Annotated in this window: 25 protein-coding genes, 1 pseudogene and 1 riboswitch; of the genes and pseudogenes, 13 read left to right on the top strand and 13 right to left on the bottom strand. The window is 43.2% G+C overall.

Annotated features, from left to right (window positions below; all coding sequences use genetic code 11):
* Positions 1 to 177 precede the first annotated feature (177 nt).
* Entirely contained in the window at positions 178 to 597 is a 420-nt protein-coding gene (locus L2748_RS15255; protein WP_220780939.1) for a hypothetical protein, read from the top strand.
* Positions 594 to 809, top strand: coding sequence for a helix-turn-helix transcriptional regulator (locus L2748_RS15250; RefSeq protein ID WP_220780938.1), 216 nt, complete (start codon positions 594 to 596; stop codon positions 807 to 809). The genes L2748_RS15255 and L2748_RS15250 overlap by 4 nt, the downstream gene beginning before the upstream one ends.
* 51 nt (positions 810 to 860) lie before the next feature.
* Here the strand turns inward: L2748_RS15250 and L2748_RS15245 are convergent, their stop codons facing one another.
* A complete protein-coding gene (locus L2748_RS15245; RefSeq protein ID WP_246616147.1) occupies positions 861 to 2,663 on the bottom strand; it encodes a methyl-accepting chemotaxis protein in 1,803 nt (600 codons plus the stop codon).
* Positions 2,664 to 3,261: 598 nt separating this feature from the next.
* Here L2748_RS15245 and L2748_RS15240 point away from each other — a divergent pair.
* Complete coding sequence (locus L2748_RS15240; RefSeq protein ID WP_220780936.1) at positions 3,262 to 5,109, top strand: M14 family metallopeptidase; 1,848 nt, start codon at positions 3,262 to 3,264, stop codon at positions 5,107 to 5,109.
* A gap of 70 nt (positions 5,110 to 5,179) precedes the next feature.
* Here the strand turns inward: L2748_RS15240 and L2748_RS15235 are convergent, their stop codons facing one another.
* Positions 5,180 to 5,983, bottom strand: coding sequence for a class I SAM-dependent methyltransferase (locus L2748_RS15235; RefSeq protein ID WP_220780935.1), 804 nt, complete (start codon positions 5,981 to 5,983; stop codon positions 5,180 to 5,182).
* 276 nt (positions 5,984 to 6,259) lie between these two features.
* Between L2748_RS15235 and L2748_RS15230 the strand changes: the two genes are divergently transcribed.
* A complete protein-coding gene (locus L2748_RS15230; RefSeq protein WP_220780934.1) occupies positions 6,260 to 7,015 on the top strand; it encodes a DUF4097 domain-containing protein in 756 nt (251 codons plus the stop codon).
* 122 nt (positions 7,016 to 7,137) lie between these two features.
* The gene (lepB, locus tag L2748_RS15225; RefSeq protein WP_220780933.1) at positions 7,138 to 7,797 is read left to right on the top strand and encodes a signal peptidase I; all 660 of its coding nucleotides are present in this window, start codon (positions 7,138 to 7,140) and stop codon (positions 7,795 to 7,797) included.
* A gap of 93 nt (positions 7,798 to 7,890) precedes the next feature.
* Here the strand turns inward: lepB and L2748_RS15220 are convergent, their stop codons facing one another.
* Positions 7,891 to 8,271, bottom strand: a complete 381-nt coding sequence (locus tag L2748_RS15220) for a GIY-YIG nuclease family protein (RefSeq protein WP_246616148.1) — start codon at positions 8,269 to 8,271, stop codon at positions 7,891 to 7,893.
* Positions 8,268 to 10,358, bottom strand: coding sequence for a S9 family peptidase (locus L2748_RS15215; RefSeq protein ID WP_220780932.1), 2,091 nt, complete (start codon positions 10,356 to 10,358; stop codon positions 8,268 to 8,270). Before L2748_RS15215 ends, L2748_RS15220 begins: the two co-directional genes overlap by 4 nt.
* A 186-nt stretch (positions 10,359 to 10,544) precedes the next feature.
* Positions 10,545 to 10,795: riboswitch (FMN riboswitch) on the top strand.
* Between the two features lie 159 nt (positions 10,796 to 10,954).
* Between L2748_RS15215 and ribB the strand changes: the two genes are divergently transcribed.
* Positions 10,955 to 11,593, top strand: coding sequence for a 3,4-dihydroxy-2-butanone-4-phosphate synthase (gene ribB / locus L2748_RS15210; protein WP_220780931.1), 639 nt, complete (start codon positions 10,955 to 10,957; stop codon positions 11,591 to 11,593).
* A gap of 328 nt (positions 11,594 to 11,921) precedes the next feature.
* On the top strand, positions 11,922 to 15,143 hold the full coding sequence (locus L2748_RS15205; RefSeq protein ID WP_220780930.1) for an EAL domain-containing protein: 3,222 nt from the start codon (positions 11,922 to 11,924) through the stop codon (positions 15,141 to 15,143).
* Between the two features lie 53 nt (positions 15,144 to 15,196).
* Here L2748_RS15205 and ftnA read toward each other — a convergent pair whose 3' ends face one another.
* Positions 15,197 to 15,724, bottom strand: coding sequence for a non-heme ferritin (ftnA, locus tag L2748_RS15200; protein WP_220780929.1), 528 nt, complete (start codon positions 15,722 to 15,724; stop codon positions 15,197 to 15,199).
* A 348-nt stretch (positions 15,725 to 16,072) separates the two neighbouring features.
* On the opposite strand from ftnA, the gene moeA reads away from it, so the two are divergent.
* The 3 genes from moeA (at position 16,073) to L2748_RS15185 (ending at position 18,782) form a co-directional block, all read left to right on the top strand.
* The gene (gene moeA, locus L2748_RS15195) at positions 16,073 to 17,317 is read left to right on the top strand and encodes a molybdopterin molybdotransferase MoeA (protein ID WP_220780928.1); all 1,245 of its coding nucleotides are present in this window, start codon (positions 16,073 to 16,075) and stop codon (positions 17,315 to 17,317) included.
* Positions 17,318 to 17,350: 33 nt separating this feature from the next.
* Positions 17,351 to 18,118, top strand: a complete 768-nt coding sequence (moeB, locus tag L2748_RS15190; protein WP_220780927.1) for a molybdopterin-synthase adenylyltransferase MoeB — start codon at positions 17,351 to 17,353, stop codon at positions 18,116 to 18,118.
* Between the two features lie 217 nt (positions 18,119 to 18,335).
* A complete protein-coding gene (locus tag L2748_RS15185) occupies positions 18,336 to 18,782 on the top strand; it encodes a DUF333 domain-containing protein (RefSeq protein WP_220780926.1) in 447 nt (148 codons plus the stop codon).
* A 67-nt stretch (positions 18,783 to 18,849) separates the two neighbouring features.
* Here L2748_RS15185 and L2748_RS15180 read toward each other — a convergent pair whose 3' ends face one another.
* From L2748_RS15180 to L2748_RS15150, 7 genes are all read right to left on the bottom strand, one after another.
* Entirely contained in the window at positions 18,850 to 19,617 is a 768-nt protein-coding gene (locus L2748_RS15180; RefSeq protein WP_246616146.1) for a hypothetical protein, read from the bottom strand.
* Positions 19,618 to 19,619: 2 nt separating this feature from the next.
* The gene (locus tag L2748_RS15175) at positions 19,620 to 20,099 is read right to left on the bottom strand and encodes an RNA polymerase sigma factor (protein WP_220780925.1); all 480 of its coding nucleotides are present in this window, start codon (positions 20,097 to 20,099) and stop codon (positions 19,620 to 19,622) included.
* Positions 20,092 to 20,916 carry an HvfC/BufC N-terminal domain-containing protein gene (locus L2748_RS15170; protein ID WP_220780924.1) on the bottom strand — a complete coding sequence of 275 codons (825 nt, stop codon included), beginning with the start codon at positions 20,914 to 20,916 and terminating at the stop codon, positions 20,092 to 20,094. The genes L2748_RS15175 and L2748_RS15170 overlap by 8 nt, the downstream gene beginning before the upstream one ends.
* Positions 20,907 to 21,785 carry an MbnB/TglH/ChrH family RiPP precursor modification enzyme gene (locus L2748_RS15165; RefSeq protein WP_220780923.1) on the bottom strand — a complete coding sequence of 293 codons (879 nt, stop codon included), beginning with the start codon at positions 21,783 to 21,785 and terminating at the stop codon, positions 20,907 to 20,909. The genes L2748_RS15170 and L2748_RS15165 overlap by 10 nt, the downstream gene beginning before the upstream one ends.
* Complete coding sequence (locus tag L2748_RS15160; protein WP_220780922.1) at positions 21,785 to 22,069, bottom strand: BufA1 family periplasmic bufferin-type metallophore; 285 nt, start codon at positions 22,067 to 22,069, stop codon at positions 21,785 to 21,787. The genes L2748_RS15165 and L2748_RS15160 overlap by 1 nt, the downstream gene beginning before the upstream one ends.
* A 101-nt stretch (positions 22,070 to 22,170) precedes the next feature.
* A complete protein-coding gene (locus tag L2748_RS15155; protein ID WP_220780921.1) occupies positions 22,171 to 22,557 on the bottom strand; it encodes a thiol-disulfide oxidoreductase DCC family protein in 387 nt (128 codons plus the stop codon).
* A gap of 2 nt (positions 22,558 to 22,559) precedes the next feature.
* A complete protein-coding gene (locus tag L2748_RS15150; protein ID WP_220780920.1) occupies positions 22,560 to 23,006 on the bottom strand; it encodes a DUF3429 domain-containing protein in 447 nt (148 codons plus the stop codon).
* Between the two features lie 146 nt (positions 23,007 to 23,152).
* Between L2748_RS15150 and folX the strand changes: the two genes are divergently transcribed.
* Genes folX through folM form a run of 3 tightly spaced genes read left to right on the top strand, consistent with a single transcriptional unit; the run spans position 23,153 to position 24,916 of the window.
* Positions 23,153 to 23,518 carry a dihydroneopterin triphosphate 2'-epimerase gene (gene folX / locus L2748_RS15145; RefSeq protein WP_220780919.1) on the top strand — a complete coding sequence of 122 codons (366 nt, stop codon included), beginning with the start codon at positions 23,153 to 23,155 and terminating at the stop codon, positions 23,516 to 23,518.
* 36 nt (positions 23,519 to 23,554) lie between these two features.
* Positions 23,555 to 24,202, top strand: coding sequence for a GTP cyclohydrolase I FolE (gene folE, locus L2748_RS15140; RefSeq protein WP_220780918.1), 648 nt, complete (start codon positions 23,555 to 23,557; stop codon positions 24,200 to 24,202).
* Positions 24,203 to 24,205: 3 nt separating this feature from the next.
* Positions 24,206 to 24,916 (top strand): dihydromonapterin reductase, encoded by a 711-nt coding sequence (folM, locus tag L2748_RS15135; RefSeq protein WP_220780917.1) that lies wholly within the window; start codon positions 24,206 to 24,208, stop codon positions 24,914 to 24,916.
* An 89-nt stretch (positions 24,917 to 25,005) separates the two neighbouring features.
* Here folM and L2748_RS15130 read toward each other — a convergent pair.
* Positions 25,006 to 25,707: pseudogene (locus L2748_RS15130) on the bottom strand (sodium/glutamate symporter); the annotation flags it as partial.
* Positions 25,708 to 25,795: the final 88 nt, after the last annotated feature.

The raw sequence follows: 25,795 nt of genomic DNA, 5'->3' as shown, positions 1-25,795 counted from the left end.
TCTGAGATAATAATAAGAATTACATATTGATACCACTCTATCCTTGTCCACATCATGTAAAGCCAAGCAAACTTAAAGTAAAGCACGCTTGACTTTGGTTACATGCTTAGCTAAGTTTTAAGTCAAGTAAGCTTTACATTGAATAAAACACCTAGCCAAAACACAAGGAACTGTCACATGAAGATACTCGATGCGATATGCGCTAAAGGATTACCCAAACGCGATCTAAAAAATGCCAACCGCGTGAACTTATTAGCGCTATTGTGGGCAGCCACCTTAATGCTCAGCACTTATCTAACCGAAGGTGAACAACTTAACAGTGTCATTCTTGCTATCGTCTTCAGCCTGCACACATTGATTGGCATTGCCATGCTGGTCAGTTATCGCCACTTCTTAATCCAACTCGACGAAATGGAGCGTAAAGTGCAATTAGAGGCTTTAGCTTTATCTGTGGGCGTGACCATTATCAGCTTTTCCAGCTATTCAATTTTAGAAAATGGCGCTATTGTGCCTCCTCTCAATGCCGCTTATCTCATTGCATTGATGGCCTTGACCTACATGGTAGGCATTATTAAAGGAAGGATTAACTACCGATGAAGAACCGTCTAAAAGTGCTCCGAGCAGAGCGCGACTGGACCCAGGCTGACTTAGCAGAAAAGCTAGAAGTATCACGCCAAACCATCAATGCCATTGAAAAAGGCAAGTACGACCCAAGCTTGCCTTTAGCTTTTAAAATCGCTCGATTATTTGCGATACCCATTGAAGCAATTTTTGAAGATGAAACAGAAGTAGAAACGAGTCCAAGTTAATCGCTAAATAGGCGTGCAATGCACGCCTATTCTTTTCTGAAACAATTACAGTTAAAGCTTAAAACTACTGACACTATCTCGCAGTCTTATCGCCATCGCGTTTAACGATTCAGAAGTCTTTACGTTGGTCTGCACATCTATCGATGTCTCTCTAGCAAGGTCATTTACTGTTACAACACTTTGATTCATCTCCATAGCAACTTGAGATTGCTGCTCCGACGCCGTCGCAATTTGATGGTTCATATCTTGAACTCGTTGGATTTCTGTTTGAATGGCTTGCAATGCCAAGCTCGTTTGTTCCGCCATCGTCGAAGTCTTCTGTGCGCTACTCGCATTTTCGTCCATTAATGACACCGACTGAGTCGCCCTCTCTTGCAATAAGCTAATCATTGTCTGGATTTCATTAGTACTCTGCTGTGTTTTAGTCGCCAGAGAGCGTACTTCATCGGCAACAACGGCGAAACCTCGGCCATGTTCGCCTGCACGCGCGGCCTCAATAGCCGCATTTAATGCTAATAAATTAGTTTGATCGGCAATGCCACGAATGACATCTAAAATACCACCAACATTTTCAGTTTCTGCATGTACACTGCGGATCACGTTCTGCACTTTCAAGATATCAGCCGATAGATGCGAAATATCTGTATTCATATCTGCGACTAGGCTTAACCCCTGCTGTGAACGAGTATTCACATCTGTGGAAGAGCTAGAGGCTTCCACTGCGCTTTGCGCTACTTCTGTAACCGTCGCCGTCATTTCATTCATTGCCGTTGCCACTTGCTCTAGTTGGCTCATTTGTAATTGGCAAGAACTATCAACCTTTGTCGACGATGACTCTAAGCTCCCCGATGCTTCGATTAGCAGCTGCGATGAATGGTTAATGTCCTCAATCATTTCTTTAAGCTTAGTAGCCATAAGTAAAGTCGATCTGTAGACACCTAGCGATTTATCATCAACTTGAGGGATATCAGTCAGGTCACCATTAGCAATTTTATCTACTAACGCTTCAATCTCTTTAGGCTCACCACCGATTGGTTTATACATTAACCTTTGTATCAGAAACGACACCCCTGCAATGCCCAGAATAATGAAAATCAACCCAGAAATCAGATTAGTAACAACAGCATCTCTTGAGGTCGCATTAATGTCTTGCCAGCTTGAAAATGCCCAAACAGTCCAGTTCAATGCTTCCGACTTATCTGAAATAACATAGTAGTCACCTCGACCGGGAAGGTGATAGGTGTGGGTACTCGTCCTTTTTGCAGCATGCGCTTTATATGACGGGCGCAATTCAAATAAATTTTTACCCACAAGTTCGGCATCATAAGCCGCCATAATGAAACCATCTTCACGGGACACAAAAATATTATCATCAACGCTCAATTTATTAATAAATGCGGTTAAGTCATCCATCAATAAACTTAAGCCAACAAGTGCAATAACCTGACCGTTTTGCTTTACCGGCACAGCCAACGAAATTGACATATTTCCAGAGCTGGCTTTAAACGGTGTAGTGACCACTCGGTCTAGACCTGTCATGCCCTTTACGTACCACTCTCGCAGCTGCGAAGCTGCGTTAAATGTTGGGTGCAGCCCCTTAGAGAGAGCGTCATACATTGAACCATCTGGTAGACCGATAAAATAATTAGAAATATCTAAACGCTCATTACTTTTAATCAGAGCCTGAATAGCTTGATCATCGACAATCACTCTGCCATCGACGACTTCTAAAGAAACTGCTAATGCCTCTAGACTCGTAAAATAAGTATTCACTTTTTGTTCTGTAGCTGAAGATATTAATGACGTGGTGTTTGAAAGATTACGCTGAAAGCTATTAGTTGATGAGTTACTCACTTGCAAATAACCCAAGATAGAAACAAAAGAGATCGTAAAAACTATCAATAAGCCTATTGATAATAATAATTTATTTTTTGCACTCATATATGCACCGTATGAATAAATAAGCCATTACTTTGATTTTTTAAATCGTCGATTAGCACTTGCCTAATTAATATCATTTTGTCTTTTCCAAAGGGTTTAAAGTGACTTTTTCAATCAATACAAGATCGAAAAAATGTCACCTGAGGTGTTTAATACTTGCAAATTAAGACAGGACAAAAATTCTACTGAATCTTTTAAATTACATATAATAAAAAAACAACAACAAGACAAACTCAACACAAAAAGATGAGAAATGGTTAACATATTGAAAATCAACAATATGTAATAACAAAAATCGCATAACTGCAAGCAAACACAAACAACTCCACCACTCATCAATAGCCACTAATTAATGCCAAAAACAACCTAAAAATAAGTACTTAAACCTAAACGACAAAGAATAGTATTCGAACATTTCGACACAGTTACTCAGTTGCACTTGTTAGCATTTTATTGAAAGATATTCGCCTAATAATAATGCAAATCAGATCTCTAAATTGGGTACCTTACAATGCGCTTAATCCCCTTATCGGCTATTGCTTTAGTGGCTGCCAGCACCAGCAACTTTTGCCTTGCCGCAGATCCACAGCCCGCTAGCACACCTCAGCGAGCAACCACCTTTGTTAACGATGCAATTCTGCCGCTGATCAAACCTTGGCAAGGTGCGAGCGAATCGCTTGTCGTTGCAGCAGACGCAAAATGGGCAACGCCTTTTGAGCAAAATGGCCTTAAAACTAGCCCTAGTTATGATGAAACCTTTATCTGGCTAGATAAGTTGATTGCCCAGAGCGATATGCTTAAAAAAGTCAGCATTGGTAAAAGCCCGCAAGGAAGAGATATTTGGATGATTGTCGCCTCCAAAGAAGGCGCTGATGATGCAGCAAGTTTATCGCGCAATGACAAGCCTACCTTGTTAGTACAAGCCGGTATTCACTCTGGCGAAATCGACGGCAAAGATGCCGGGATGATGTTACTGCGTGACATAGTATTTAACGGCAAAGCCTCGTTACTTGATAACGCCAACCTGCTTTTTGTACCGATTTTCAGTGTTGATGGTCATGAACGCTCAACTGAATATAACCGCGTTAATCAACGTGGGCCGGTGAATATGGGCTGGCGCACCACTGCGCAAAACCTCAATTTAAACCGTGATTACGCCAAAGCCGATGCACCAGAGATGCAGCATATGCTGCGCGCCATCAATATTTGGCAGCCAGACCTGTATATCGATGTGCATGTCACCGACGGTATCGACTATCAATATGACGTTACCTTTGGCTATAACCTTGCCGAGGGACAAAGCCCAGCAATCTATCAGTGGTTAGAGAGTAGCTATCGCCCAAGTATCGAGTCTGCACTTACTGAGCAAGGCCATGTTCCCGGCCCATTAGTTTTTGCCATTGATAACACTGATATTACTAAAGGCATGTCATTGTGGAATGCCAGTCCAAGGTTTTCTAACGGTTACGGCGATGCCCGCCACCTACCGACTATCTTAATTGAGAATCATAGTCTTAAGCCCTATAAGCAACGCGTGCTTGGTACCTATGTGATGCTCGAATCGAGCCTGAAAGCAATTGCAGATGACAGCACCAAACTCACCTCTGCTATTCAACAAGATAAATACCGCTACTCGCCTCGAGTGACTCTGTCATGGCAACAAGAGCAGCAAGCACAAGGCTGGGACTTTAAAGGTATAGGTTATACGCTAGAACAAAGTGCCATCAGTGGCAATGAGATTGTACGTTGGAATGGCGAGCCTAAACTCTACCCTAACCTGCCAGTTATTGGTGGCACTAAAGCGGATGTAACTATCAACCGCCCAGCGGCTTATTACATTCCACCGCAATGGCAAGAGGTAATTGAACGTTTAAGTGTACATGGTGTACGCATGACAACACTGACTAAACCACAACAACAAACTCTACAGCAATATCAGTTGAGCGAGCCAAAGTTTGCCGCCAAAGATTACGAAGGCCGTCAGCGCGTCAACGCAACAGTGCAAAGTGAATCGATCAATATAACTTTGCCAGCAGGCACTGTTCGTATTGATACTAAGCAGCCATTAGGCGATCTCGCCATCTTATTATTAGAGCCACAATCGCCAGATTCGCTATTTCAATGGGGCTTTTTCAATCCCATCTTTACTCGCACCGAGTACATTGAAAATTATGCGGTAGAGCCTTTGGCTCAGCAAATGTTAGCCAATGATCCAAACCTACAGGCCGAGTTTGATAAAGCGCTTAGTGACGAAGCATTTGCTGCTGACGCTAAAGCCCGTCTGCGTTGGTTTTACGAGCGCAGCCCCTACTACGACAATCAGTATTTGAAGTACCCAGTATTAAGGGGCAATCAATAACTACCAGCTAACCATAAAAAAACAGCGCTTCAAGCGCTGTTTTTATTTCTAAGCTTTATATAAATATAAGTTAAACTTTCTTCGTCGCCGATATTGAATAGGTTAACGGCAGCCGCTGACCTTTATGCTCAACGAAATAACGCTTACAAGATTGCCGTCCACCAGCTAACTCGACTGTTACCGTTTCTTCAGTTAATCCGGCAAAACACTTGTAGGGGCTAAAAGGATATTCATCTAAGCGATGGATTTCTAGTCCAGCCTTGATCAATGCATTAATCACGTCAGCTAACGAATGCGGCCAGCTCATAAAAGTATGCGCGTCATCATTGGCATTTTCGGTATAGGTCGCTTCATCTTCAACATCTGGCGCATCCTGATGAAAATAGTTATAGCCCTCAAATACCGCTTGAGCAGGGTGGAACTCCACCATATAAAACTGCCCACCAGCCACTAACTTGCTGGCGATAACCTGTGCCCATTTATCAAGGTCCGGTAACCAAACGATGGCGCCGTATGAAGTGAAAACCACATCAAATTCGCCTTTAACCCTGTCGGGCACACTATAAACATCACTACAGATAAAGTCCGCCGTTAGTCCAGCTTGCTCAGTCAACGATTTAGCTTGAGTGATAGCTGCGGGAGACAGATCAATACCTGTTACGTCGGCTCCCATTCTTGCCCAAGACAAGGTATCTAGACCAAAGTGACATTGCAGGTGCAATAAGCTTTTGCCAACGACATTAAGTTGCGCCAGCTCGATCTCTTGCAGCGAGCTTTTACCTTGTAAGAAACCTGCAACGTCATAAAACTCAGAAGTCACATGGGTTTGCACCCGTTTATCCCAGCTTTGCTGGTTAACCGATAAATAATCCATATTTGGTCATCCCTAAGATTTCTACCTTATATGTTTACGGTTTTGCCGCCGCAGCAGCTCATATAAGTCATTGAGTAATTTCACTAATAAATAAACATTCAGCGTAAATTAATAAGCTAATTCACCACAATCGGTGATCACCACTTAACAAAAAACCAAGATAACATAGTTAAAACAATTAGATAACCTATTGGCACGCTTTCTGCTTATTCATCAATATCAACATTAAGCAGCTTGCCATGCTGCCAACCAAAAATAATAAAAGGACGTTACCCGATGAAATTCACATCTACCTTGCTTGCCGGCGTAATCGCTATGTCACTTTCTGGCTGTATCATCAATGTCAATGGCGCTAGTGCAGGCCCATTAAATCATCAAAAAAAGCAATTACAGATCGATGCCAACCAGATTGATACTTTAGTGGCTGAAACCGCTGCTGGTGATCTTAATATTCAAGGTGTTGATGGCTTAACCCAAATTAAAGTAACTGCTGATATCTATACCTATGGTGATATCGACACTAATCTCAGCCTCAAGCAGAATGGCTCAACCGCAACCTTAGTGGCTGATTTTGACAGCAGCATTAACTTTAAGCGCTCCCCCTATATTGACCTTACCATTCAAGTTCCTAGCAACATGATGTTAGACATTGATGATGGCTCAGGTGATATCGAAATCAAAGGCGTTGCCGCTAACATCAAAGTCGATGATGGTTCAGGTGATGTGTGGATTAAAGGCGGTAACAACCTCGATATCCAAGATGGTTCTGGCTCAGTTGATATTAGCAACACCACAGGCAAGCTAACCCTTGAAGATGGCTCTGGCTCAATTAGCCTGCAGGGAATTGGTGGCGACACCCATATTGACGACGGCTCTGGTGACTTAAGCGTACAAAATGTAAATGGCACAGTTGTAATTGATGATGGCTCGGGCGATATCGAAGTCGATAACACCCTTGGCCTAAGCATTATCGAGTCAGGCTCTGGCGATTTGAGCGTTGATAACATCAACGGCTCTGTCAGCATGCATTAAATACTGACATAACAGCAAACATCTTCCCGGCGCAGGTGCTACAGCAGCAAGACAGATCGGACTAACGTTTTATCTATTTATCTGCTGTGGCACCCTGCCCACCCCATTTAGTCGAGGCCTTTATGAACAAACTCAAACAGCTTTGGAAAACTCATCGTCAGCTAGTGCTATTCATTCTATTGATGTCGGTTTTCAGAAGCGCTGTTGCTGATTGGTATTCGGTACCAACAGGCTCTATGCAACCGACTATCAAAGAAGGCGACCGCATCGTCGTAAATAAAATGGCTTATGATCTTAGAGTGCCGTTTACTGATGCCTCTATTCTAGCAACTGGTCAACCTAGCCGCGGCGAAATAGTGGTATTTGAATCGGTTGCGGCCAACAAACGCTTAATTAAACGTGTTATCGGCCTACCAGGTGATACGGTGAGCTTACGTAATGAAATACTGTTTATTAATGGTCAAGCCTTAGACTATGCCGTGATCTCGAACGACACTCAGCAGTTGCTCGCCAAAGAAAATCTGTTTGGTTTAGTCCACGATATTCGCATTGAAAAAACGGCAAGCGATAAACTGAGCCAGTTTGATACTGTCACTGTGCCAGATAATCACTACCTAGTGATGGGTGATAACCGCCGTAATAGCGCCGACTCTCGGGTTTATGGTTTTGTGCCTAGAGACGAACTAAAAGGCAAAGCAACCCGCATTGCATTCTCGGTAGATTATGATGACTACTATCTTCCAAGGAAAGAACGGTTTTTTACCAGCTTATATGCTGAATAGCTTCATCACTGCACATAAACAAATGGCGTAAGCTCGCTTGGTTAAACAAACTAGTTACGCCATTCTTATTCAAGCCAATACAACAACTATCGCTCACTCGAATGCAGCAATAAGGGCTAGCTTCTGCGCCCGAGACCATTTCTTAAGTGCTATTTCACGTTTCAGCGCATCAGAGTGGCTGCCTACCGTTTCTGAGTAAACTAAGGTTAATGGCCCTTTGCCGCGTAAAAACTTGGCTGATTTAGCACTACCACTTTGATGTTCGCTAAAACGCCGAGCCACATCCGTGGTGATCCCAGTATATAGCTGGCCTTTAGCGCAGCGCACCATATACAGGTACCACAATCTTGTACTGACGTCAGTTGAGCTTTGTTTCACCGCACTAACTTTATCTTGTACCTTGGCAGCTGTTAACACCTCGGTACATTGCTCTGCAGGAGCGATCACTTTAGCCACATTAACCCTTAGCGCTATTGTTTAATTATCTCAGCATCTAAGCCTAACAAGCCGATAAAGAAAGCGTACTCTTTGGCGGTATCATCAAATTGGCGATACCGACCACTCTTACCGCCATGTCCCGCTTCCATATCAGTATCAAACAACAGCATATTGCTGTCTGTCTTATATTCACGTAGCTTAGCGACCCACTTAGCAGGCTCAAAGTATTGCACTTGTGAGTCATGCAAGCCTGTTGTCACTAATAGGTGTGGATAGGCTTGGGCGCTAACATTGTCATAAGGCGCATAGCTAAGCATGTAGTCAAAATAAGCTTTTTCGTTAGGATTGCCCCACTCGTCATACTCGTTAGTGGTTAATGGAATCGACTCATCAAGCATGGTGGTGACCACATCCACAAACGGTACATGCGCTGCTACGGCAAAGTAACACTCCGGCGCTTGATTAATTACGCCGCCCATAAGCAAACCACCGGCACTACCACCGGCTGCAACCACCTTATCTTGGGCGCCATAGCCTTGCTCAACTAAAGCTTTGGTGACATCAACAAAATCGTTAAAGCTATTTTGCTTATTCAACATGCGGCCGTCGTCATACCAAGCGCGGCCAAGCATCTCTGAACCCCGAACGTGAGCAATGGCATACACCACACCGCGATCGAGTAAGCTCAATACCGATGAGCTAAAGTCTGGCTCGATAGTGTAACCATAAGAGCCATAGCCGTATTGATACAAAGGATTGCTACCATCCTTATTGAATAGCGCTTTACGGTATACCAAGGTCACCGGCACTTGTTTACCATCTCGCGCCTCAATAAACAGCCGCTCAGCTTGGTAATCATCGGCATTAAACTCACCCAGCACTTGCTCTTGCTTTAGTAATTTACGCTCATTAGGCTGCGCTAGAGCATATTCAAATACCGACTCTGGTGTGGTTGGGCTCGAATAATAAAGGCGTAATTTATCGCTACTTTGGCTTGGGTTAACATCAAAGCCAACCACATAGGCGGGATCATTAAAGGCTAACTCAAATGATGCTTGGCCATTAAACGGATAAACCCGAATGCGGCTAATACCACGCTCGCGAGTTTGCACCACCATATAGTCATTTAGCAGCAACACATCTTCAATGCGCGAATTGATATCGTGGGCAATAACGTCCTGCCAAGCATTCTTGTCTGCTGCTTGAGCGATATCCACTTTCATTAAACGGAAGTTAGTCGCTTGCCAGTTAGTCAATATGTAGTAACTGTTACCTAGCTTAGAAACTGAATACTCATGGTCTTCTTCTCTTGGCAAAATAGCCGCAAATTGACCTAAAGGCTGATTGGCATCAAGCACACTGACTTCACTGGTCACAGTGCTTTCGGCATATAGCTCGATACTAGATTCATCTAGTGACTTACCTAAGCCAATGTAAAACGCATCGTCTTGCTCTTCATACACTAAAACATCGGCAGACTGCGGCGTACCTAACTGATGACGGAACACTTGGTAGCCCAGTAAGGTCTGCGGATCTTTAGCGATATAAAACACATGTTGGTTATCGTTAGCCCAAACCACCCCACCATCAGTGCCTTCTAGCTTATCTTGTAACAACTCGCCGCTGGTTAGATCTTTAAAATACAGAGTGTAGATACGACGACTCAGCAGGTCTTCAGCGAATATCAACTTAGTTTCATCAGGGCTTACCGACACTTGGCCTAAACCATAAAAGTCTTCTCCCTCGGCGCGTACGTTCACATCAAGTAAGATCTGCTCGTCATCACTATCAAGCGCTGCTTTACGGGCAACAATCGGATATTCAAAGCCTGTTTTGTAATAACGGTAATACCAGTGCTTATGCCAGAAATAAGGCACGCTAGATTCATCTTTATCTAAACGTCCCACCAGCTCATCAAACAACTGTTGTTTAAGAGCGGCAAACGGCTGGAACTCTTGTTGGGTATAGGCGTTTTCGGCATTTAAGTGGGCGATAACATTGTCAGCTTTACGCTCGTCATCCCGCATCCAGTAGTAATCGTCAACACGCGTGATGCCATGAAGTGTCATGCTGTGAGGCACTTTAGCCGCTTGAGGTGGCATTACTGGGAGTTTCGAGGTCATATCATTACATCCAAATAGTCATATCGCGGGGAGTTGACGCGCGAAGTGTTAGTACACTTTAATCGATATTTTTGTTCATTTATTGCGCTAGCGCGCCATTTTGCCACGTCAGCTTGTCATTTTATTCAATAAGGGGCAACATAGCGCCACTTGATTAACGCGCATAATTGTATGCTCTTTAACCAAGATAATTCTCAGGGCGGGGTGTAACTCCCCACCGGCGGTAAGTTATAAGGTGAGTCATTGCCATATAAAAGCCCGCGAGCGCCTAGTTTACGCTATATAAATAGCGCTGAATATCAACTAGGGTCAGCAGATCTGGTAAACAGACCTTAACTACGACGCCCGTCGTTTCTAAGGTTGTACCTACTCCAGAGCCGACGGTAATGAGTATTGATGTAAGTCAGTACACTGAGTCCGGATGAAAGAGAATATAAGAAAAAACCAGAGAACCTTAAGCTATGGTTGGCTTTATGGGGCTCTGCGTTGATCTTATTATGCGCATCCCTTAATGCCACTTTTGGCTATAGGTATGTGCCATTTTCTGCACGCCCTGATTCTGGTCAACCCAATGTCGTATTTTAAGGATGTTATCCATGAATCAGTCTTTACTTGCCGCTTATGGCAATCCAATCGAACGTGTTAATGCTGCGCTTACCGCACTACGCCAAGGCAAAGGTGTGTTAGTGGTAGATGATGAAGATCGTGAAAACGAAGGCGATCTGATCTATTCAGCCGAAACCCTAACCAACCAACAAATGGCACTGCTTATTCGCGAGTGCAGTGGCATTGTTTGTCTTTGTTTAACTGACGAACGAATCGAGCAGCTACAGTTGCCACCAATGGTTAGTGATAACAACAGCCAGTACGGCACCGCATTTACTGTGAGTATCGAAGCCAAAGAAGGGGTGACAACCGGCGTTTCAGCTGCTGATCGTGTTACCACGATTAAAGCAGCGATTGCTGATAGCGCTAAACCTGATGACTTAGCTCGCCCAGGCCATGTATACCCACTACGTGCCCGCCCAGGCGGAGTATTAGAACGTCGCGGCCACACTGAAGGCACAGTAGACTTAATGAAACTTGCCGGGTTAAAACCTTTTGGGGTGTTATGTGAAGTGACATTGCCTGATGGGACTATGGCTCGCTTACCTGAAATCATCGAATTTGGTCAGCAGCACGATATGCCGGTACTGACAATTGAAGATATCGTGGCTTACCGTAATAGCCAATAGTCTTTAGTCAAAAGAGTCGCACCGATAGGTTTAGCAACTATTCCCTCTAATAGTTGCTAAACCATATTAAGAATGTCAATAATCATCAACACCTTATCCCAGTAACAATTAGTATTCCTTCTCTACAAAAATGCAGTAAAATACCCTCAACAGCCCAATTATGGTCACATATTTGATTCAAGCGATTAAAAATCGTGACATAGATTAGACTTCCATGAAGTATCTGAGACACCTTACAACTTATATGGTTATATCTTACACTTTTTACATTTTCATCCTTAACTAATTAACACGGCGCGAATTGCACCCCGTGGAGGGTTAGAATCAAATGTTACCCAAATTAAGCCGATTGAGCTTAAAGAAAAAACTCTTTTTGTCAGCTTCTTTGCCTGTATTTATATTGGTATTATTGGCGATAGTGAGCACCTCAACATTGCTCAAGCAGTATCAACTTGCTGATACCAATGTGCAGGCAATCAAAGCTTCTCTCGCCATTGAAAGCCTTATCAATGAACTACAAAAAGAACATGGTCTATCAACTGGGTACCTAAGCAGCAATGGGCAACTATTCAAACAAGCATTGCTGTTACAGTGGCAGCAAACCGATAAAAGTATTGATAAACTGGCTGGCGCGCCTTCTCTCGCAAAGACACTACTGAATATAAAAAAAGATGCAGAACTGTTTGATTCTCTAGAAGCTCAGATTCACCGGGCTAGCAGTGCCCGAAAGAATCTCATTACAGCAAGACAACGCATTATTGAGCTAAACTATCCGGATCACTTCAATTTTTACTCTCAAGCGACGCAAAAGCTAATTAACTTTAGCTCTCAATTACGCTTTAAAAGTGATAATTCTTATCAAGTTCTTATTCAATCTGATTTACTCAATATTTTAAAAATTCAGGCATTAGCCAGCCAAGAACGAATGTTAGTTAATCAAGCATTGTCGTCACCTACATTTATCATCGAAGACTTTGAAAGAATCAGCCGACTAAACAATCAACTCAAAAATGCTATCGATAATGCCTTCGTTATTATGACCAAGGATAATCTAGCGAAATTTAGTTTGTTTATGACAAGTCCTCACCATCAACAACTTTCAGAAATTCGAACAAAAATAAGACAACAAGCACAGTTTACCAAGCAAGTTAATATGATTAGCAATCTGTTTGGATATAAAGGGTTAATCGATAATTTTAATAGCTATATCACAACCCTTAATCCAAATTACCTAAACAGCTTTAAAGAGAGCGCGTTTGCAATCCAAACAGCCTTAATTCAGTTAGAGAACAAGCATGCACTAACTCAAAATCAGCAACAACTCATAGCTCAACTCAAGCGAAGCAATAACCACTATCAAGCGCTGATAACCCAAACAGAATCCACTAAACAGCCAATACTTAATTCCAATTCGGAATTGGTACTTTTAGACAAAGTTACTCATGAAGTTTTACAGCAGTTAAAGCAACAACCCTTGTTAAAAAGCACAGACTGGTGGCAAGCATCAACATCAACTATCAATGATTTACACCTATTGAGTACACAATTGGCAGAGAAGATTGCGCGCCAAAATGAGATCGAAAAGCAGCGGTTATTATCCTATTTATACATTAGTTTATTTGCCGGCTTATTGCTTTTTTACCTCGTATATTTAATCGGAAAAAGCATTGCTGACAACCTGATAAACTCTGTCACAAATATCGTTACTGATGTCGAAAAGCTAGCTCAGCAACCTGACTTAGCATTAGATTTAGCCGTTCAAGGAAGTGATGAACTTGCGCAGATTTCTGCAGCAATTAATCAAATGGTCTCAGAACGAATGAAATCTAAGTTAGCGCTGCATCAAGCCTCTGCCGTGTTTAGCCATTCAGCAGAAGGGATCATGGTGACCGATGCCAATAATTGTATTGAACTCGTCAATCCCGCATTTACTAAAATTACCGGTTACCAGCTAGCAGATGTAAAAGGCAAAAAAACCAGCATTTTAAGCTCTGATCACCATCAGAGTGATTTTTATCAGGAGTTATGGCAATCGTTAACAGACAACAATTGCTGGGAAGGTGAGATATGGAATAAGCGCAAAGACGGCCAAATTTATCCCGAATACCTTAAAATTACCGCGGTAAAAAATGACCTCAACGAAACCGTTCAATATATCGGTCTATTTCTTGACGTTAGTAACAATAAACAATATGAACAAGACCTTTGGTATAAAAGCAATTATGACGCCTTAACCAAGCTGCCTAATCGTCACCTATTTTCTACTCGCCTACAACATGCCATTGATAATGCAAAAAAAGACAACAGCCAAGTTGCTATTTTCTTTATCGATTTAGATAGATTTAAGTATATTAATGAATTACATGGCCATGCAGCAGGCAATAAAGTCCTTAAGCAATCAGCAACACGGCTAGAAGCGGTTTTAGGTGCAAGTGATTCCGTTGCCCGTATTGGCGGTGATGAGTTCCTTATTATTGCTCCACTGAATAGCAAGAGCTCAGGCGTTGAGTCTTTAGCACAAAAATTAAGTGATGCGCTTTCTCGCCCATTTTATCTCGACGGTAAAGAAACTAGCATTTCATCAAGCTTCGGTATCGCTTTCTATCCGGAAGATGGCCAAGATATTGAAATACTTCTACATAACTCAGAAACAGCAATGTATCAGGCTAAGCGTGATGGTCGCGCCCATTATCAATATTTCTCACCAGAAATGAACGTTGAAATGCTCGCACGCATGCACCTAGAGCAAAGACTGCGCAAAGCAGTGAAACTGTCAGAGTTTTATCTTGAGTATCAACCCATCATAGATATGCGCAGTGGTGCAATTACCAGTGTAGAGGCGCTGATCCGTTGGCAAGACCCAGAGTTTGGCCTAATTTCGCCAGAAGATTTTATTCCAATAGCAGAAGAAACGGGATTAATTGATCCTTTAGGTGAGTGGATATTACATCAAGCTTTAACCGATCTCGCTCAGCTACACGCCCAAGGCTTAATGATCAGCATGGCGATTAATGTCTCCGGTCGTCAGTGTATTAATTCAAAAGGGATCAGTTTTTACAATGTGCTCAAAGACGCCCTTGCTGAACACGCAATAGCAGCAAAATATATCCATATTGAGATCACCGAAAGCATTTTGATTGAAGATAAACCGCAATGCTTGCAGATCTTAGATGCCATCAAACAACTCGGTGTTGATATCTACCTTGATGATTTTGGTACCGGTTATTCGGCATTAAGTTATTTAACTCAGTGCCCTATTTCCGTCATTAAAATCGATAAAAGCTTTATCGATAAAGTACTGGTTAACACCTCAGATAAGAAGCTAATCAAAGCCATTGTCATGATGGCAAAAAACCTTGACTTACCTTTAGTCGCTGAAGGGGTTGAAACCGTTGAACAATGGGACTTTTTGCGAGATTTAGGCTGTGATTATGCTCAAGGCTATTTAATGTCAAAGCCATTATCGAACATTAAGCTATTAGCCCACTTGCTACAAGCAAAGCCATTTGACTACTTAACTTTGCCAACTGAATTAGCGGCAGTGCAATAATCAGAAACAAAAATAGCAGCCATAGGCTGCTATTTTATTAAGGAAATTAACGCTTATTCTGCAGCGCTAGTCATCACACTTGCAGATTCTTCAACAGCCATTTGAGCTAAATCTTTATCTACAAAGAATAACGCTTTGCCGTCTTCACCCACTAGGCGAATTTTATCTACGATAGACTTAAATAGCTTTTCTTCTTCATGCTGCTCAGACACATACCACTGCAGGAAGTTAAAGGTCGAGTAGTCTTGATTGGTAAATGCTGCGTGAGCAAGCTCGTTAATTTTCTTGGTAATCAACTGCTCATGTTCGTAAGTATATTCAAACAAAGCCAGTAATGATGGGAAATCAGACTGCGGTGCTTCAATGGTACCAAGCAATGGCATACCACCGGTTTCACTAACATAAGTAAATAGGCGGTGCATGTGCCCCATCTCTTCATCCGCATGAGCGCGCATAAACTTAGCTGCACCTTCAAAGCCTTTGTCTTCACACCATGCACTCATTTGTAAGTACAGGTTAGAGGAGAAGAACTCCATATTGATCTGGTCATTTAACTGGTCAATCATCTTCTGGGCTAGCATATCTATTCCTTAAGGCTTTCTGTTTATGCCCACATTGTTATAAAGCTAGTAAACAATTGCAATAAAATTTACTTAAGTGATTGTTAATTAAATAATAATAGTTTTCATTTACAAAGTTTTGAGTTACCTTAATTCCGATAGTTTTTAACAAAAAAGTCAGTTAAATCAGGGTTAAGGAAAACATGATGCTCGACAAAACCTAAACTGAATCAGGGCTGATTAAATTCACGCTTTTTTTACTGGTTTTAAAAACTGCCGCGCAGATCATAGCCATCTGTATTCACCGTGGCATAATGCACTATATTCGTTTTTACTTAATGTTCCGATTTACCTCTCAAGGATAGATAGATGCAGACTCATGCAGATCCATGTTCTCAACCTAGCCTAATGCATCCCGATCAGGCTATCGTTAAATTACTCGAGCAAGTAAAACCCATCACAGACTCAGAAGTCGTGACATTGCCACAAGCATTAGGCCGAGTGCTAGCAGAAGATCTCGCTTCACATATCGATCTTCCACCATTCAATAATTCAGCAATGGATGGTTATGCCTTTAACTTTGCAGATCTATCTACTGGTACACCGCTAACATTAATTGGTCAGTCTTTTGCCGGCCACCCGTTTGAGGGTAAATGTATCCAAGGTGGTTGCGTTCGTATTATGACTGGCGCACCGTTACCAAGTGGTTACGATACAGTGCAGATGCAAGAAAAAGTCAGCGCTGATGGCGACCAAATCAGTATTGAAGCCCCGAAAGAACTAGGTGCTAACGTACGTCTTCGGGGCGAAGAGCTCACCAGTGGTACCAAAGTATTAACTGCTGGCACCTTAATTGGTGCAGCCGAAATGGGCGTGCTTGCCACTATCGGTGCTAGCCAGCTGCGCGTTAAACGTATTGTTAAAGTGGCATTTTTCTCAACTGGAGATGAGCTGCGCCCAGTGGGCAGTGAATTAGGCCCAGGCCAAATCTACGACTCAAACCGCTACAGCATTCAAGGCTTACTTAGCCGTGGCAATATTGAATGGATTGATTTAGGCGTGATTGAAGACGACAAAGAAACCATTCGCCAAGCATTTAAAACAGCCTCAGAGTGTGCCGATATGGTACTGACATCTGGTGGGGTATCTGTCGGTGACGCCGACTATACCAAGCAAATTTTGGATGAAGAAGGCCAAATCACCTTTTGGAAACTCGCCATTAAACCCGGTAAGCCCTTTGCTTTTGGTCACTTAGGTGACGCGATATTCTGTGGTCTACCTGGTAATCCAGTATCTTCTATGGTGACCTTTTACAAGCTTGTGTGGCCATTGCTAACTAAAATGCAAGGCCTACCGCAAACCAAACCCGTGACACTCACCGCTACACTTAAAGGCGAGATCCGCAAACAAGCTGGCCGTGTTGAGTACCAACGTGCCATTTTAAGCTATAACGCAGCAGGAGAGGCTGAAGTCGTTATTACTGGCGGCCAAGGCTCTGGCATGCTGACATCAATGACACTCGCCAACTGTTTTATCATCCTAGCCCAAGACTGTGATGGTTTAAGCAATGGCGCCCAAGTTACTGTAGAGCCTTTTAATGGCGTGCTTTGCTAAACATATTTAGCGTAAATATATGAGATCTATTTGATGTCCGAAAACCATGCAACAGACGAAATATTATCTGACGCTGAGATTTTGCGTTATAGCCGCCAAATATCGATTAAATCGATGGACTTCGACGGCCAAGAAAAGCTGAAACAAGCCAAGGTACTGATTATCGGTGCAGGCGGTCTAGGCTGCGCTGCGAGTCAATACTTAGCGGTTGCAGGCGCAGGCGCAATGACCTTAGTCGATTTTGATACTGTTGAGATCTCGAACTTACAGCGCCAAGTGTTGCATCAAGATGCCAATGTTGGCCAAGCAAAAGTCGACTCAGCTAAGCAAAGCCTGATGGCGCTAAACCCGCATATTCAGATTGATACCATCAATGCGGTGCTGGACGACCATGAAATTGATGCTCTGGTTGCCGAGCATTCGATTGTGATGGATTGCACCGATAATGTTGCCGTACGTGAACAACTCAATCAAAGTTGCTTTAAACATAAAAAGCCATTGATTTCAGCAGCTGCTATTCGCATGGAAGGCATGGTCACGGTATTTGACTATCAAGACAGCACGCCTTGTTATCATTGTTTTAGTAAACTATTTGGTGAGCAGCAGCTTAGCTGTGTTGAATCAGGCATTTTAGCACCTGTAGTGGGTATGATTGGTTGTTTACAAGCAGTGGAAGCCATTAAGGTAATAGCCAATATGGGTAAGACCTTAGCGGGACGCATTTTGATGATCGATGCCATGACCATGGAGTTTCGCGAAATGAAGCTACCAAAAATGCCGCAATGCAAAATCTGTGGCTAGGCAGAAGCGGGTTGTTTTACCTTTTTAAAAGTGGCCCATTGTGGCCACTTTTATTTTAAGCGCTAAAACTGTAATTCTTTATTCCGCGATAACAAACTCAGTAACTTGTGATACATACCCGGCTGGCGTAAATTAATCTACCAATGGATAACCCTTTTTAGCCTGTATGACGTTTATAGAACCATTACCAGCTTAGAGATCAGCAACGGAGCAGCCAATGAACCAGATTAACTTTACACTACACCAGCTAAAGATTATCACCGTCACTGCGGGGGCCTTATTGCTATCCGCATGCAACCCAGCAACAGAAAATACTCCGCCAACCACGCAGCTTACCAATCCAGCGTCGACTTATTGCGTATCGCTAGGTGGTAAAGTCGATATTGAAAAACAAGCTGAGGGTGAAGTAGGCTATTGCAGCTTACCAAGTGGCGAACGTATAGAGGAGTGGACCTTGTACCGTAAAGATCATCCACAAAGAACAGAAGCAGCAACAACGAGCGTAGAACATAAGCCTCAGGTCGGTTTGCCGAACCCGGCAACTAAAAACTGTATCGAACAAGGTGGTACTGTGGACTTAACCACTAGCATTTGTACCTTACCGAGTGGAGAGCAAATCGAGCAATGGCAACTATACCGTCGTGATAAAGATGCCGCACAGTAAGCCATAATCACTATCACTGTAAGGCTCTGCTACAAATACAGAGCCTTGCAGTTCATTGTTAATCGCTTTACTCCACTGGACGGGCGGACGCCATTAACAAACCTTTCTCGACCCAAATCGCAACAGCAACACCTCTTACAATATGCTCTATAGGTTGCTGATCCGCCTCAATAACCGGCAGTTCACCATATAAGGCTTTATCATATTGCACCTCATACAAGGTCACTGCTTGCTCTTGATCGATAAACCGAATTTGTGCCGCCGTTAAACCTTGAATAGAGCAATAGCGTCCTCCCAGCATCAAGCTATTTGGGCTCAATCGGCTTGAACTGACAATAGTAAAATCTAACTCGGTAAAATAGCCCCTCAGCTGCGCTAAATTTTGCGCCTGTACCTCTAATGGTTTTGCCTTAATATGATTTTTAGCCACTTCATCGGCAATGTTCCAACTCACAGTTTGTGGCACCAGCGACGGCTGATGATCTAATGGACTGTTTGATTCAATTTGCCACTGAGTATACGGATAGAACTGCAGGGCCAATGCGATAAGCAACATACTCGCCGCTGTAGCGAATAACATGTTAAACCTTTGCGAAGGCCAACGACCTTTAGCATGCGGTTTACCTGACTCCCGCCCATAGCAAGCGTCTTTGCTCTTTAATTCAGCATCTAGAGTGGATTCTTTTTCTTTCCCGCCTTGCACTCCAGCATGCCCAGCGTTGGCTAACAAGGCTTCTATGTTCGCCATCCCCTGCTCACTCAAACAGTGACCTTCAATGTGCAGTTTAACCCTATCTTTAAAACGAGTAGCGGCCGCATCTTTTTTTGTCATCATTATTACTGGCCTCCTATCATCTGTGTCGATTGCGCCTGCATTATCGTTGCTGACTTTAATTTAATCCGATGCAAACGCGATAATATCGTTCCCCTCGGTTGACCTAGATCCGCACCAATTTCAGCAGCACTATACCCCTCAACCGCCCATAGATAGAGCACCTCTCTTTCTGCTGCATTGAGCTGCGAAAATAAGTATTCAATTAAGTCTTGTTGAATATGTAGATCTTCTAGGCATGACTCATCTAACAATGCAGGTGCGTTGTCATCGAGAGGTGCGAAGTCTACCCGCTTTAGCCTGCGACAATCATCAATGAATTGATTACGGATAATGGTTCTAATATAGGCCCGAACATTGGTAGGTGTGGCTGTTGATTTGAGCCAGCGCTCAATAGCCGTTTGCAATAAATCTTCCGCCTGTGCGGGATTTGCCGTTAAGCAATAACAATAGCGATATAAGCTTTGTAACAACGCGCTATCCATCGCTTTGCTCTATTGCTGATAACGTAAAACCACACACCCAGCGCCGTGTTATCAAGCCAGGCAATAGGCTTAAATCTAATTCCAATGCGGTAATACTTGATAATGTTTGCCCTGCAGCAATGGCTTGTAATAACTGCATCTCAGCAAACTCAACACCAGTAAACAAGGCTTGATAACCTTGGCGGTAAACAACCAAATGATGCAATTCATCATCTTGCTTTGTCATAAATGCCGCAGGTCTCGGCTCCGCTTTCACCTCTACGAACTGCTTACCAGTTTGGTGGCGATTAACAACGTGGTGCACTGGGTATCGGCAGGTAAATAAGCTTACATCTGGCGCCAACAGTAAAGTAACTTTTGACTGTTGGACGTCAGTTAAAGCAGCCAATTCTGTCAATTCATAGTGTCCCGCTTGCATAAAGCAGGCTTTGTCCATCGCGTAATAACTTTGATTAAGCAGCCACTCTAGCTGCGCCAACTCACCTAAATAGGGTAAAGCAGCAAAACCACTGTGCTGGCGAATCTCAGTCGCGAGCCAAGTCGAAAAATGTTGTCCATAGCTGTTCAAGTTAAGTTCGGTTAATGGATTCTGCCGCATATAACCTTTTACCAACTGACTAAAGCAACGCTCACCCACCACGATTTGGCAAACTGAAAACAGCTGTTGCAGCGCATTGTTTAGTGCCTGAAAAGCATTGTTATGGTAAATTTTTAGCCTATCTTGCTCGCCTTCTTTAACTAAATCACTCAACGGTGAAGAATCGCCCTGGGGAGACAGCGCCTCAACAAACGCCAACTGCCAATCAGCTAAACGCATTGTTCACCCATAGTAGAGTCTTGATCGGTACCCTTGTAAGTATTGGCCTTTGCTGCCAGTAAAATATCTGCTGCAATACGCCTTTCTTCTAATAACCGCGGCAAACTTGGTAGCTCACTATCCCACTCAATCATACTGGGAATAGCCCCATGCTGATTGATATATGCGGTAAACGCAGCCCATACATTGGTATCGACGGGATGATTATGCGCATCCAACAAGTAATCACCTTTATCGTGAAATCCTGCAAGATGGATCTGTTTAACTCGCTCGACTGGGATAGCCTGCAAAAACGATGACATCGATTGCTGTAAGTTCACGCTAGTGACAAAGGCATTATTGATATCGAGCAACAAATAACAATCCGCCTCTGCTGCGATTGCAGCAATAAACTCCCCTTCACTAAGTTCGTTATGACGACAGCTCATATAGGTAGAGACATTTTCTAATAAAATCCTTTCACCCATAAAATCCTGAGTTTGCCTAATCCTTTGGCTAATATGCATCACAGCTTCTTGGGTGTATGGCAATGGTAATAGATCTGCCACTTTATTTGTTTCGTTACCAGAAAAACTGGCGTGCTCAGAATACCAGTGAGCACCGGTTTGCTGTTTAAGCATTTTGATTTGTTGCAGGTAATTAACATCGAGCGGGTTTGGGCCGCCTAGAGATAAACCAACACTGTGCAATACGATAGGGTATCGTTCACTTACAGCCTGTAATAAATGTTGATTGAGCCCACCAGCAACCAGCCAATTGTCAGCAAGCACTTCAAGCCAAGGTACCTCTATACTTTCATCGGCCAATAGTTGTTGCGCATGAGGTAAGCGCAAGCCAATGCCTGCCCCCGATATCGCCGCCTTAAGCACTAACTTTTAGCCGGTTTAACTGCTTTAACTTCGCCACCGGTAATTTTGTCGCAGGTGCCCGCTGGAACGTACACCCATTCTGTAGGCATATTGTCTTCTTTGGCTTGTCCCGCACAGCCATGACTGCCATCTAACGCACCACAGTCATTAGCGCCAGCTTTGGCAATACCGGCACACTTTTCCCACTCTTTAGGCTGGTCAGGCACAGCTTGAGCACCGATTGAAATACTCGCAGCCAGAATACCCGCCACTGTGGCACCCACTGCCGTTTTAGTCGATTTCATGTTAGTAATCCTTTTGATTGGTAAGATGTTCAATAGCTATAACGAATGAACTGGGCTATTGATTGCGTCACAGTCAAAAGTAATTCTAGTCGAACCTGAAATTAACGCGGGCAAGTCCCCCCTTCACAACGCTGCTTTCCGGTTAAAAGGTAAGAAATGCGGTATCTATGTTTGGCAAAAAAACGGTAGCCGAGATCAGCTGCGGGCTTAAACAGGGGACACCTTAGTAATTTTACGTAGCGTTCCTTACCTACAGCAGCCCACGCCTCGTAAGTCACATCTAAGCCTTTGATTAAGGTACCATCAGCCAGTTCACCATGCAGAATACGGTTAGCGAGGGTAAAATCGATATAGGGGTATTTCTCAGAAAAGTCATCTTGATTGAGATCTTGTAGCTCAATATCATCATTATGGTCGAGTGCTTTTATCTGCTGCATTTCAGCATCACAAAGCGGACACAATGAGTCGTAGAATATTCTTAATTTCATCTTTACCCTCCAAACAGAATATTTATCAACATCAAAAAATGCGTCAACAGTGCCACGCTAGTCAACCTCACTCGCATACGGCGATACTCTTGATCGACAGGTAAGTTTTGACAGTTTTTTTCGATGCTAAGCAAACTAAAGTAACCGAAAGACAAAGTTACCAATCCCACAGCAGGAACCGCTAACAATAATGAAAACCACGCCAGCAATGCATAAAGATTGCTTAAGATAAGCAAGTTGCCGATGTTATTGCTGGCGTACAAAGACAGAACTCGGCCCCAGAGCGTACCGGCCAAAAAACTCAAAATGGTGGCGCTGTAACTGATAAATGCAAATTTAGGATCCAGCCAAGGTGTCACCCAGCCAGCCCAACTCATTACTGTGGTGATAATAAAGGGCAACAATCCTGCGTATCCTAAACCTAGCCAAATTGTTTTCTCACTTTTCATTGCATTTATCTCAGCCTAAATAGTAAAAATAAGTACGCATCAACAAGCGATTTAGATCTTTACTACTGAGCAATAAACGGTAACAGATGATCTAAATTACTGAATATTGCGTACTCTGGCCTATAGTTAAATGAAAAGGACTGCCTATGACCACCAGCAATGCGATCATCAAAATAACCAATTTACGTCTGCGGACCTTTATTGGATTCAATCTAGAAGAAAGACAGAAAATGCAGGATGTGGAGATAAATATAGAAATTCACTACCCGGCTCAAAACGCTATTCGCGAAGATAATGTAGAAGAAGCACTGAACTATAAGAAGATCACCAAAGCAGTGATTCAACATGTTGAGGAAGGTCGTTTTCTACTGCTAGAAAAGCTGGTATCTGACATTTTAGATATTAGTAGTGATCACCCGTGGGTGCAGTTTGCTCGTGTAACAGTCGACAAACCGCATGCCTTACGTTTTGCCGATTCAGTATCGCTCAGTCTTGAATATCACCGAGATTAATACACAAAAAATTCAAGCATAAGCTAGGAGGTACTTATGAATTCACCACAAGCAGAGCAAGTACGAAATGCCCTAATCTCTCAAGGGCTGGAAACACCACTGACTCCATCTGATATGGATAACCAGCAAAAATATGAACGCATTAAAGGTTTAATGACGGAGGTCGTATCGACGCTAGGGCTAGATCTTACAGATGATAGCCTTTGTGAAACCCCACACCGCATTGCCAAAATGTATGTAAATGAAATTTTTGCAGGGCTTGATTACGCTAACTTTCCTAAAATCGCCCAAATTGAAAATAAAATGGGTGTCGATGAAATGGTCAAGATCAGCGATATTAGCGTTGTCAGCACCTGTGAACATCACTTTATTACCATCGATGGTTTAGCGAGTGTGGCCTATATTCCCAAAAACAACATCATCGGCTTATCTAAAATTAATCGTATCGTGCGTTTTTTTGCTCAGCGCCCGCAAGTGCAAGAACGTTTAACTAAACAGATTATGGTGGCCTTACAAACTTTGCTAGGGACTGATGATGTGGCAGTCATCATTAACGCCACTCATTACTGCGTGAAGTCTCGCGGTGTTATGGATACCCAATCACAGACCCAAACCACAGCGCTAGGTGGAAGTTTTAAATCCGATCCATCAACCCGTAGTGAGTTTCTCAGACAAAATAGGTAGCCCATGACGCAAACAATATTAATTACCGGCGTGGGTAAGCGTGTCGGGCTTTATTTAGCAACTCATTTGACTAATGAAGGCTATCAAGTCATCGGCACCTATCGCACCCTGCGTCCGGAGTTACAGCAACTAGAAGCTCTGGGGGTACAACTATACTGTTGTGATTTTTATCAGTCAGAGCAAACCGAGCAGTTGATAGCAAACATCAAACAGTCATACTCGAGTCTCAGAGCCATTATTCATAATGCATCTGACTGGCTACCAGACGCTGATGACGCCAATCCGTTAGCCACAATAGAACAGATGATGCGTATTCACGCTAGCACTCCCTACGCCATTAATCAGGCGCTAACGCCCTTGTTGCACCATAACGCCTCCCCTTTTGCCGATATCATTCACATTACCGATTACGTCGTTGATAAAGGGAGTAAGAAGCACGCTGCCTATGCCGCGAGTAAGGCAGCATTGCATAGCTTAACTTTGTCTTTTGCTGCCAAACTGGCTCCCAAGATAAAGGTCAACAGCATTGCCCCTGCCATGTTGATGTTTAACCTCGATGACGATGATAACTATAAGCAAAAGGCACTTAAAAAAGCGCTTATTCAGCAAGAAGGCGGTGAAGCTGAAGCGTTAAAAGCGGTGAAGTATCTACTCGACAGCCAATATATGACCGGGCAAAGCTTGAAAATTGATGGTGGACGCCACCTGGTCTAATTCAAATTTATCAGCTGGTTTAACACTTAGTCATGTCGAATTAAAAACTAAAAGGCACGCTCTGCGTGCCTTTTAGTGTGTGCTAGTTATTACAGGATAAAGCCTAGATACCCCTGCAACACAATTAGATTAACGATGTCGATGAAAAACGCGCCGACAATCGGCACCACCATAAACGCTTGTGGTGAAGGACCGTTGCGTGAAACTAAGGCTCCCATGTTCATCACTGCTGTAGGAGTGGCTCCCATACCAAAGCCACAGTGCCCCCCGGCCATAACCGCAGCATCATAGTTTGAACCCATCACTTTAAACGTCACAAAATAAGCAAAGCAAGCCAAAACGACAGTTTGTACCATCAAGATAATCAACAATGGAATGGCTAAGTCAAAGATCTCCCAAAGCTTTAAGCTCATTAGCGCCATAGCTAAGAACAACGACAGCGCCACCGTACCTAAGATATCAACGCATTCGTTATTCATCTTATAGCCGCGGGTCATCTCCGTTAGATTAGTGATCACCACCCCAAGAAATAACGCATAGACAAAGTCTGGCATTTTAAGCCAACTAATATCAAAGCTTGCAACTAAATGGCCAACCCACCTAGCACCAGCCACGCACAACATGATGATAAACAAAGTTTCTAACACGCTTTTCGCAGTGACATTGTCTTCTTCAAGCTGGTCATAAGTAACCAAATCTGGGTGATCTTTGTGGTGATTACCGCCCACGCCATAAGAAGACACCAGCTTATGTTTATTGATCAATCGCTGTGCAACGGGCCCACCAATAATACTGTAGTGGTCAAGTAAAACTGGACACGGACTTGTACGTATTCCAAAATCTTCGTTCAGATTCATTTGGGGTCAAGCCGCCATTATA

Source organism: Shewanella sairae (genome assembly GCF_023283535.1).
Classification (GTDB): Bacteria; Pseudomonadota; Gammaproteobacteria; order Enterobacterales; family Shewanellaceae; genus Shewanella; species Shewanella sairae.
The sequence above is the reverse complement of the archived record's forward strand: the minus strand, read 5'-3'. Positions and strand labels throughout refer to the sequence as shown.

Excerpts from the sequence above, each read along its gene's own strand:
- L2748_RS15185 (WP_220780926.1), top strand. The coding sequence starts at position 18,336 with ATGAACCAGATTAACTTTACACTACACCAGCTAAAGATTATCACCGTC.
- L2748_RS15215 (WP_220780932.1), bottom strand. The coding sequence starts at position 10,358 with ATGACCTCGAAACTCCCAGTAATGCCACCTCAAGCGGCTAAAGTGCCT.
- L2748_RS15240 (WP_220780936.1), top strand. The coding sequence starts at position 3,262 with ATGCGCTTAATCCCCTTATCGGCTATTGCTTTAGTGGCTGCCAGCACC.
- lepB (WP_220780933.1), top strand. The coding sequence starts at position 7,138 with ATGAACAAACTCAAACAGCTTTGGAAAACTCATCGTCAGCTAGTGCTA.
- L2748_RS15170 (WP_220780924.1), bottom strand. The coding sequence starts at position 20,916 with ATGCGTTTAGCTGATTGGCAGTTGGCGTTTGTTGAGGCGCTGTCTCCC.
- L2748_RS15150 (WP_220780920.1), bottom strand. The coding sequence starts at position 23,006 with ATGAAAAGTGAGAAAACAATTTGGCTAGGTTTAGGATACGCAGGATTG.
- L2748_RS15155 (WP_220780921.1), bottom strand. The coding sequence starts at position 22,557 with ATGAAATTAAGAATATTCTACGACTCATTGTGTCCGCTTTGTGATGCT.
- L2748_RS15175 (WP_220780925.1), bottom strand. The coding sequence starts at position 20,099 with ATGGATAGCGCGTTGTTACAAAGCTTATATCGCTATTGTTATTGCTTA.
- folM (WP_220780917.1), top strand. The coding sequence starts at position 24,206 with ATGACGCAAACAATATTAATTACCGGCGTGGGTAAGCGTGTCGGGCTT.
- L2748_RS15230 (WP_220780934.1), top strand. The coding sequence starts at position 6,260 with ATGAAATTCACATCTACCTTGCTTGCCGGCGTAATCGCTATGTCACTT.
- L2748_RS15160 (WP_220780922.1), bottom strand. The coding sequence starts at position 22,069 with ATGAAATCGACTAAAACGGCAGTGGGTGCCACAGTGGCGGGTATTCTG.
- ftnA (WP_220780929.1), bottom strand. The coding sequence starts at position 15,724 with ATGCTAGCCCAGAAGATGATTGACCAGTTAAATGACCAGATCAATATG.
- folE (WP_220780918.1), top strand. The coding sequence starts at position 23,555 with ATGAATTCACCACAAGCAGAGCAAGTACGAAATGCCCTAATCTCTCAA.
- ribB (WP_220780931.1), top strand. The coding sequence starts at position 10,955 with ATGAATCAGTCTTTACTTGCCGCTTATGGCAATCCAATCGAACGTGTT.
- L2748_RS15255 (WP_220780939.1), top strand. The coding sequence starts at position 178 with ATGAAGATACTCGATGCGATATGCGCTAAAGGATTACCCAAACGCGAT.
- L2748_RS15235 (WP_220780935.1), bottom strand. The coding sequence starts at position 5,983 with ATGGATTATTTATCGGTTAACCAGCAAAGCTGGGATAAACGGGTGCAA.
- moeA (WP_220780928.1), top strand. The coding sequence starts at position 16,073 with ATGCAGACTCATGCAGATCCATGTTCTCAACCTAGCCTAATGCATCCC.
- folX (WP_220780919.1), top strand. The coding sequence starts at position 23,153 with ATGACCACCAGCAATGCGATCATCAAAATAACCAATTTACGTCTGCGG.
- L2748_RS15180 (WP_246616146.1), bottom strand. The coding sequence starts at position 19,617 with ATGATGACAAAAAAAGATGCGGCCGCTACTCGTTTTAAAGATAGGGTT.
- L2748_RS15250 (WP_220780938.1), top strand. The coding sequence starts at position 594 with ATGAAGAACCGTCTAAAAGTGCTCCGAGCAGAGCGCGACTGGACCCAG.
- moeB (WP_220780927.1), top strand. The coding sequence starts at position 17,351 with ATGTCCGAAAACCATGCAACAGACGAAATATTATCTGACGCTGAGATT.
- L2748_RS15205 (WP_220780930.1), top strand. The coding sequence starts at position 11,922 with ATGTTACCCAAATTAAGCCGATTGAGCTTAAAGAAAAAACTCTTTTTG.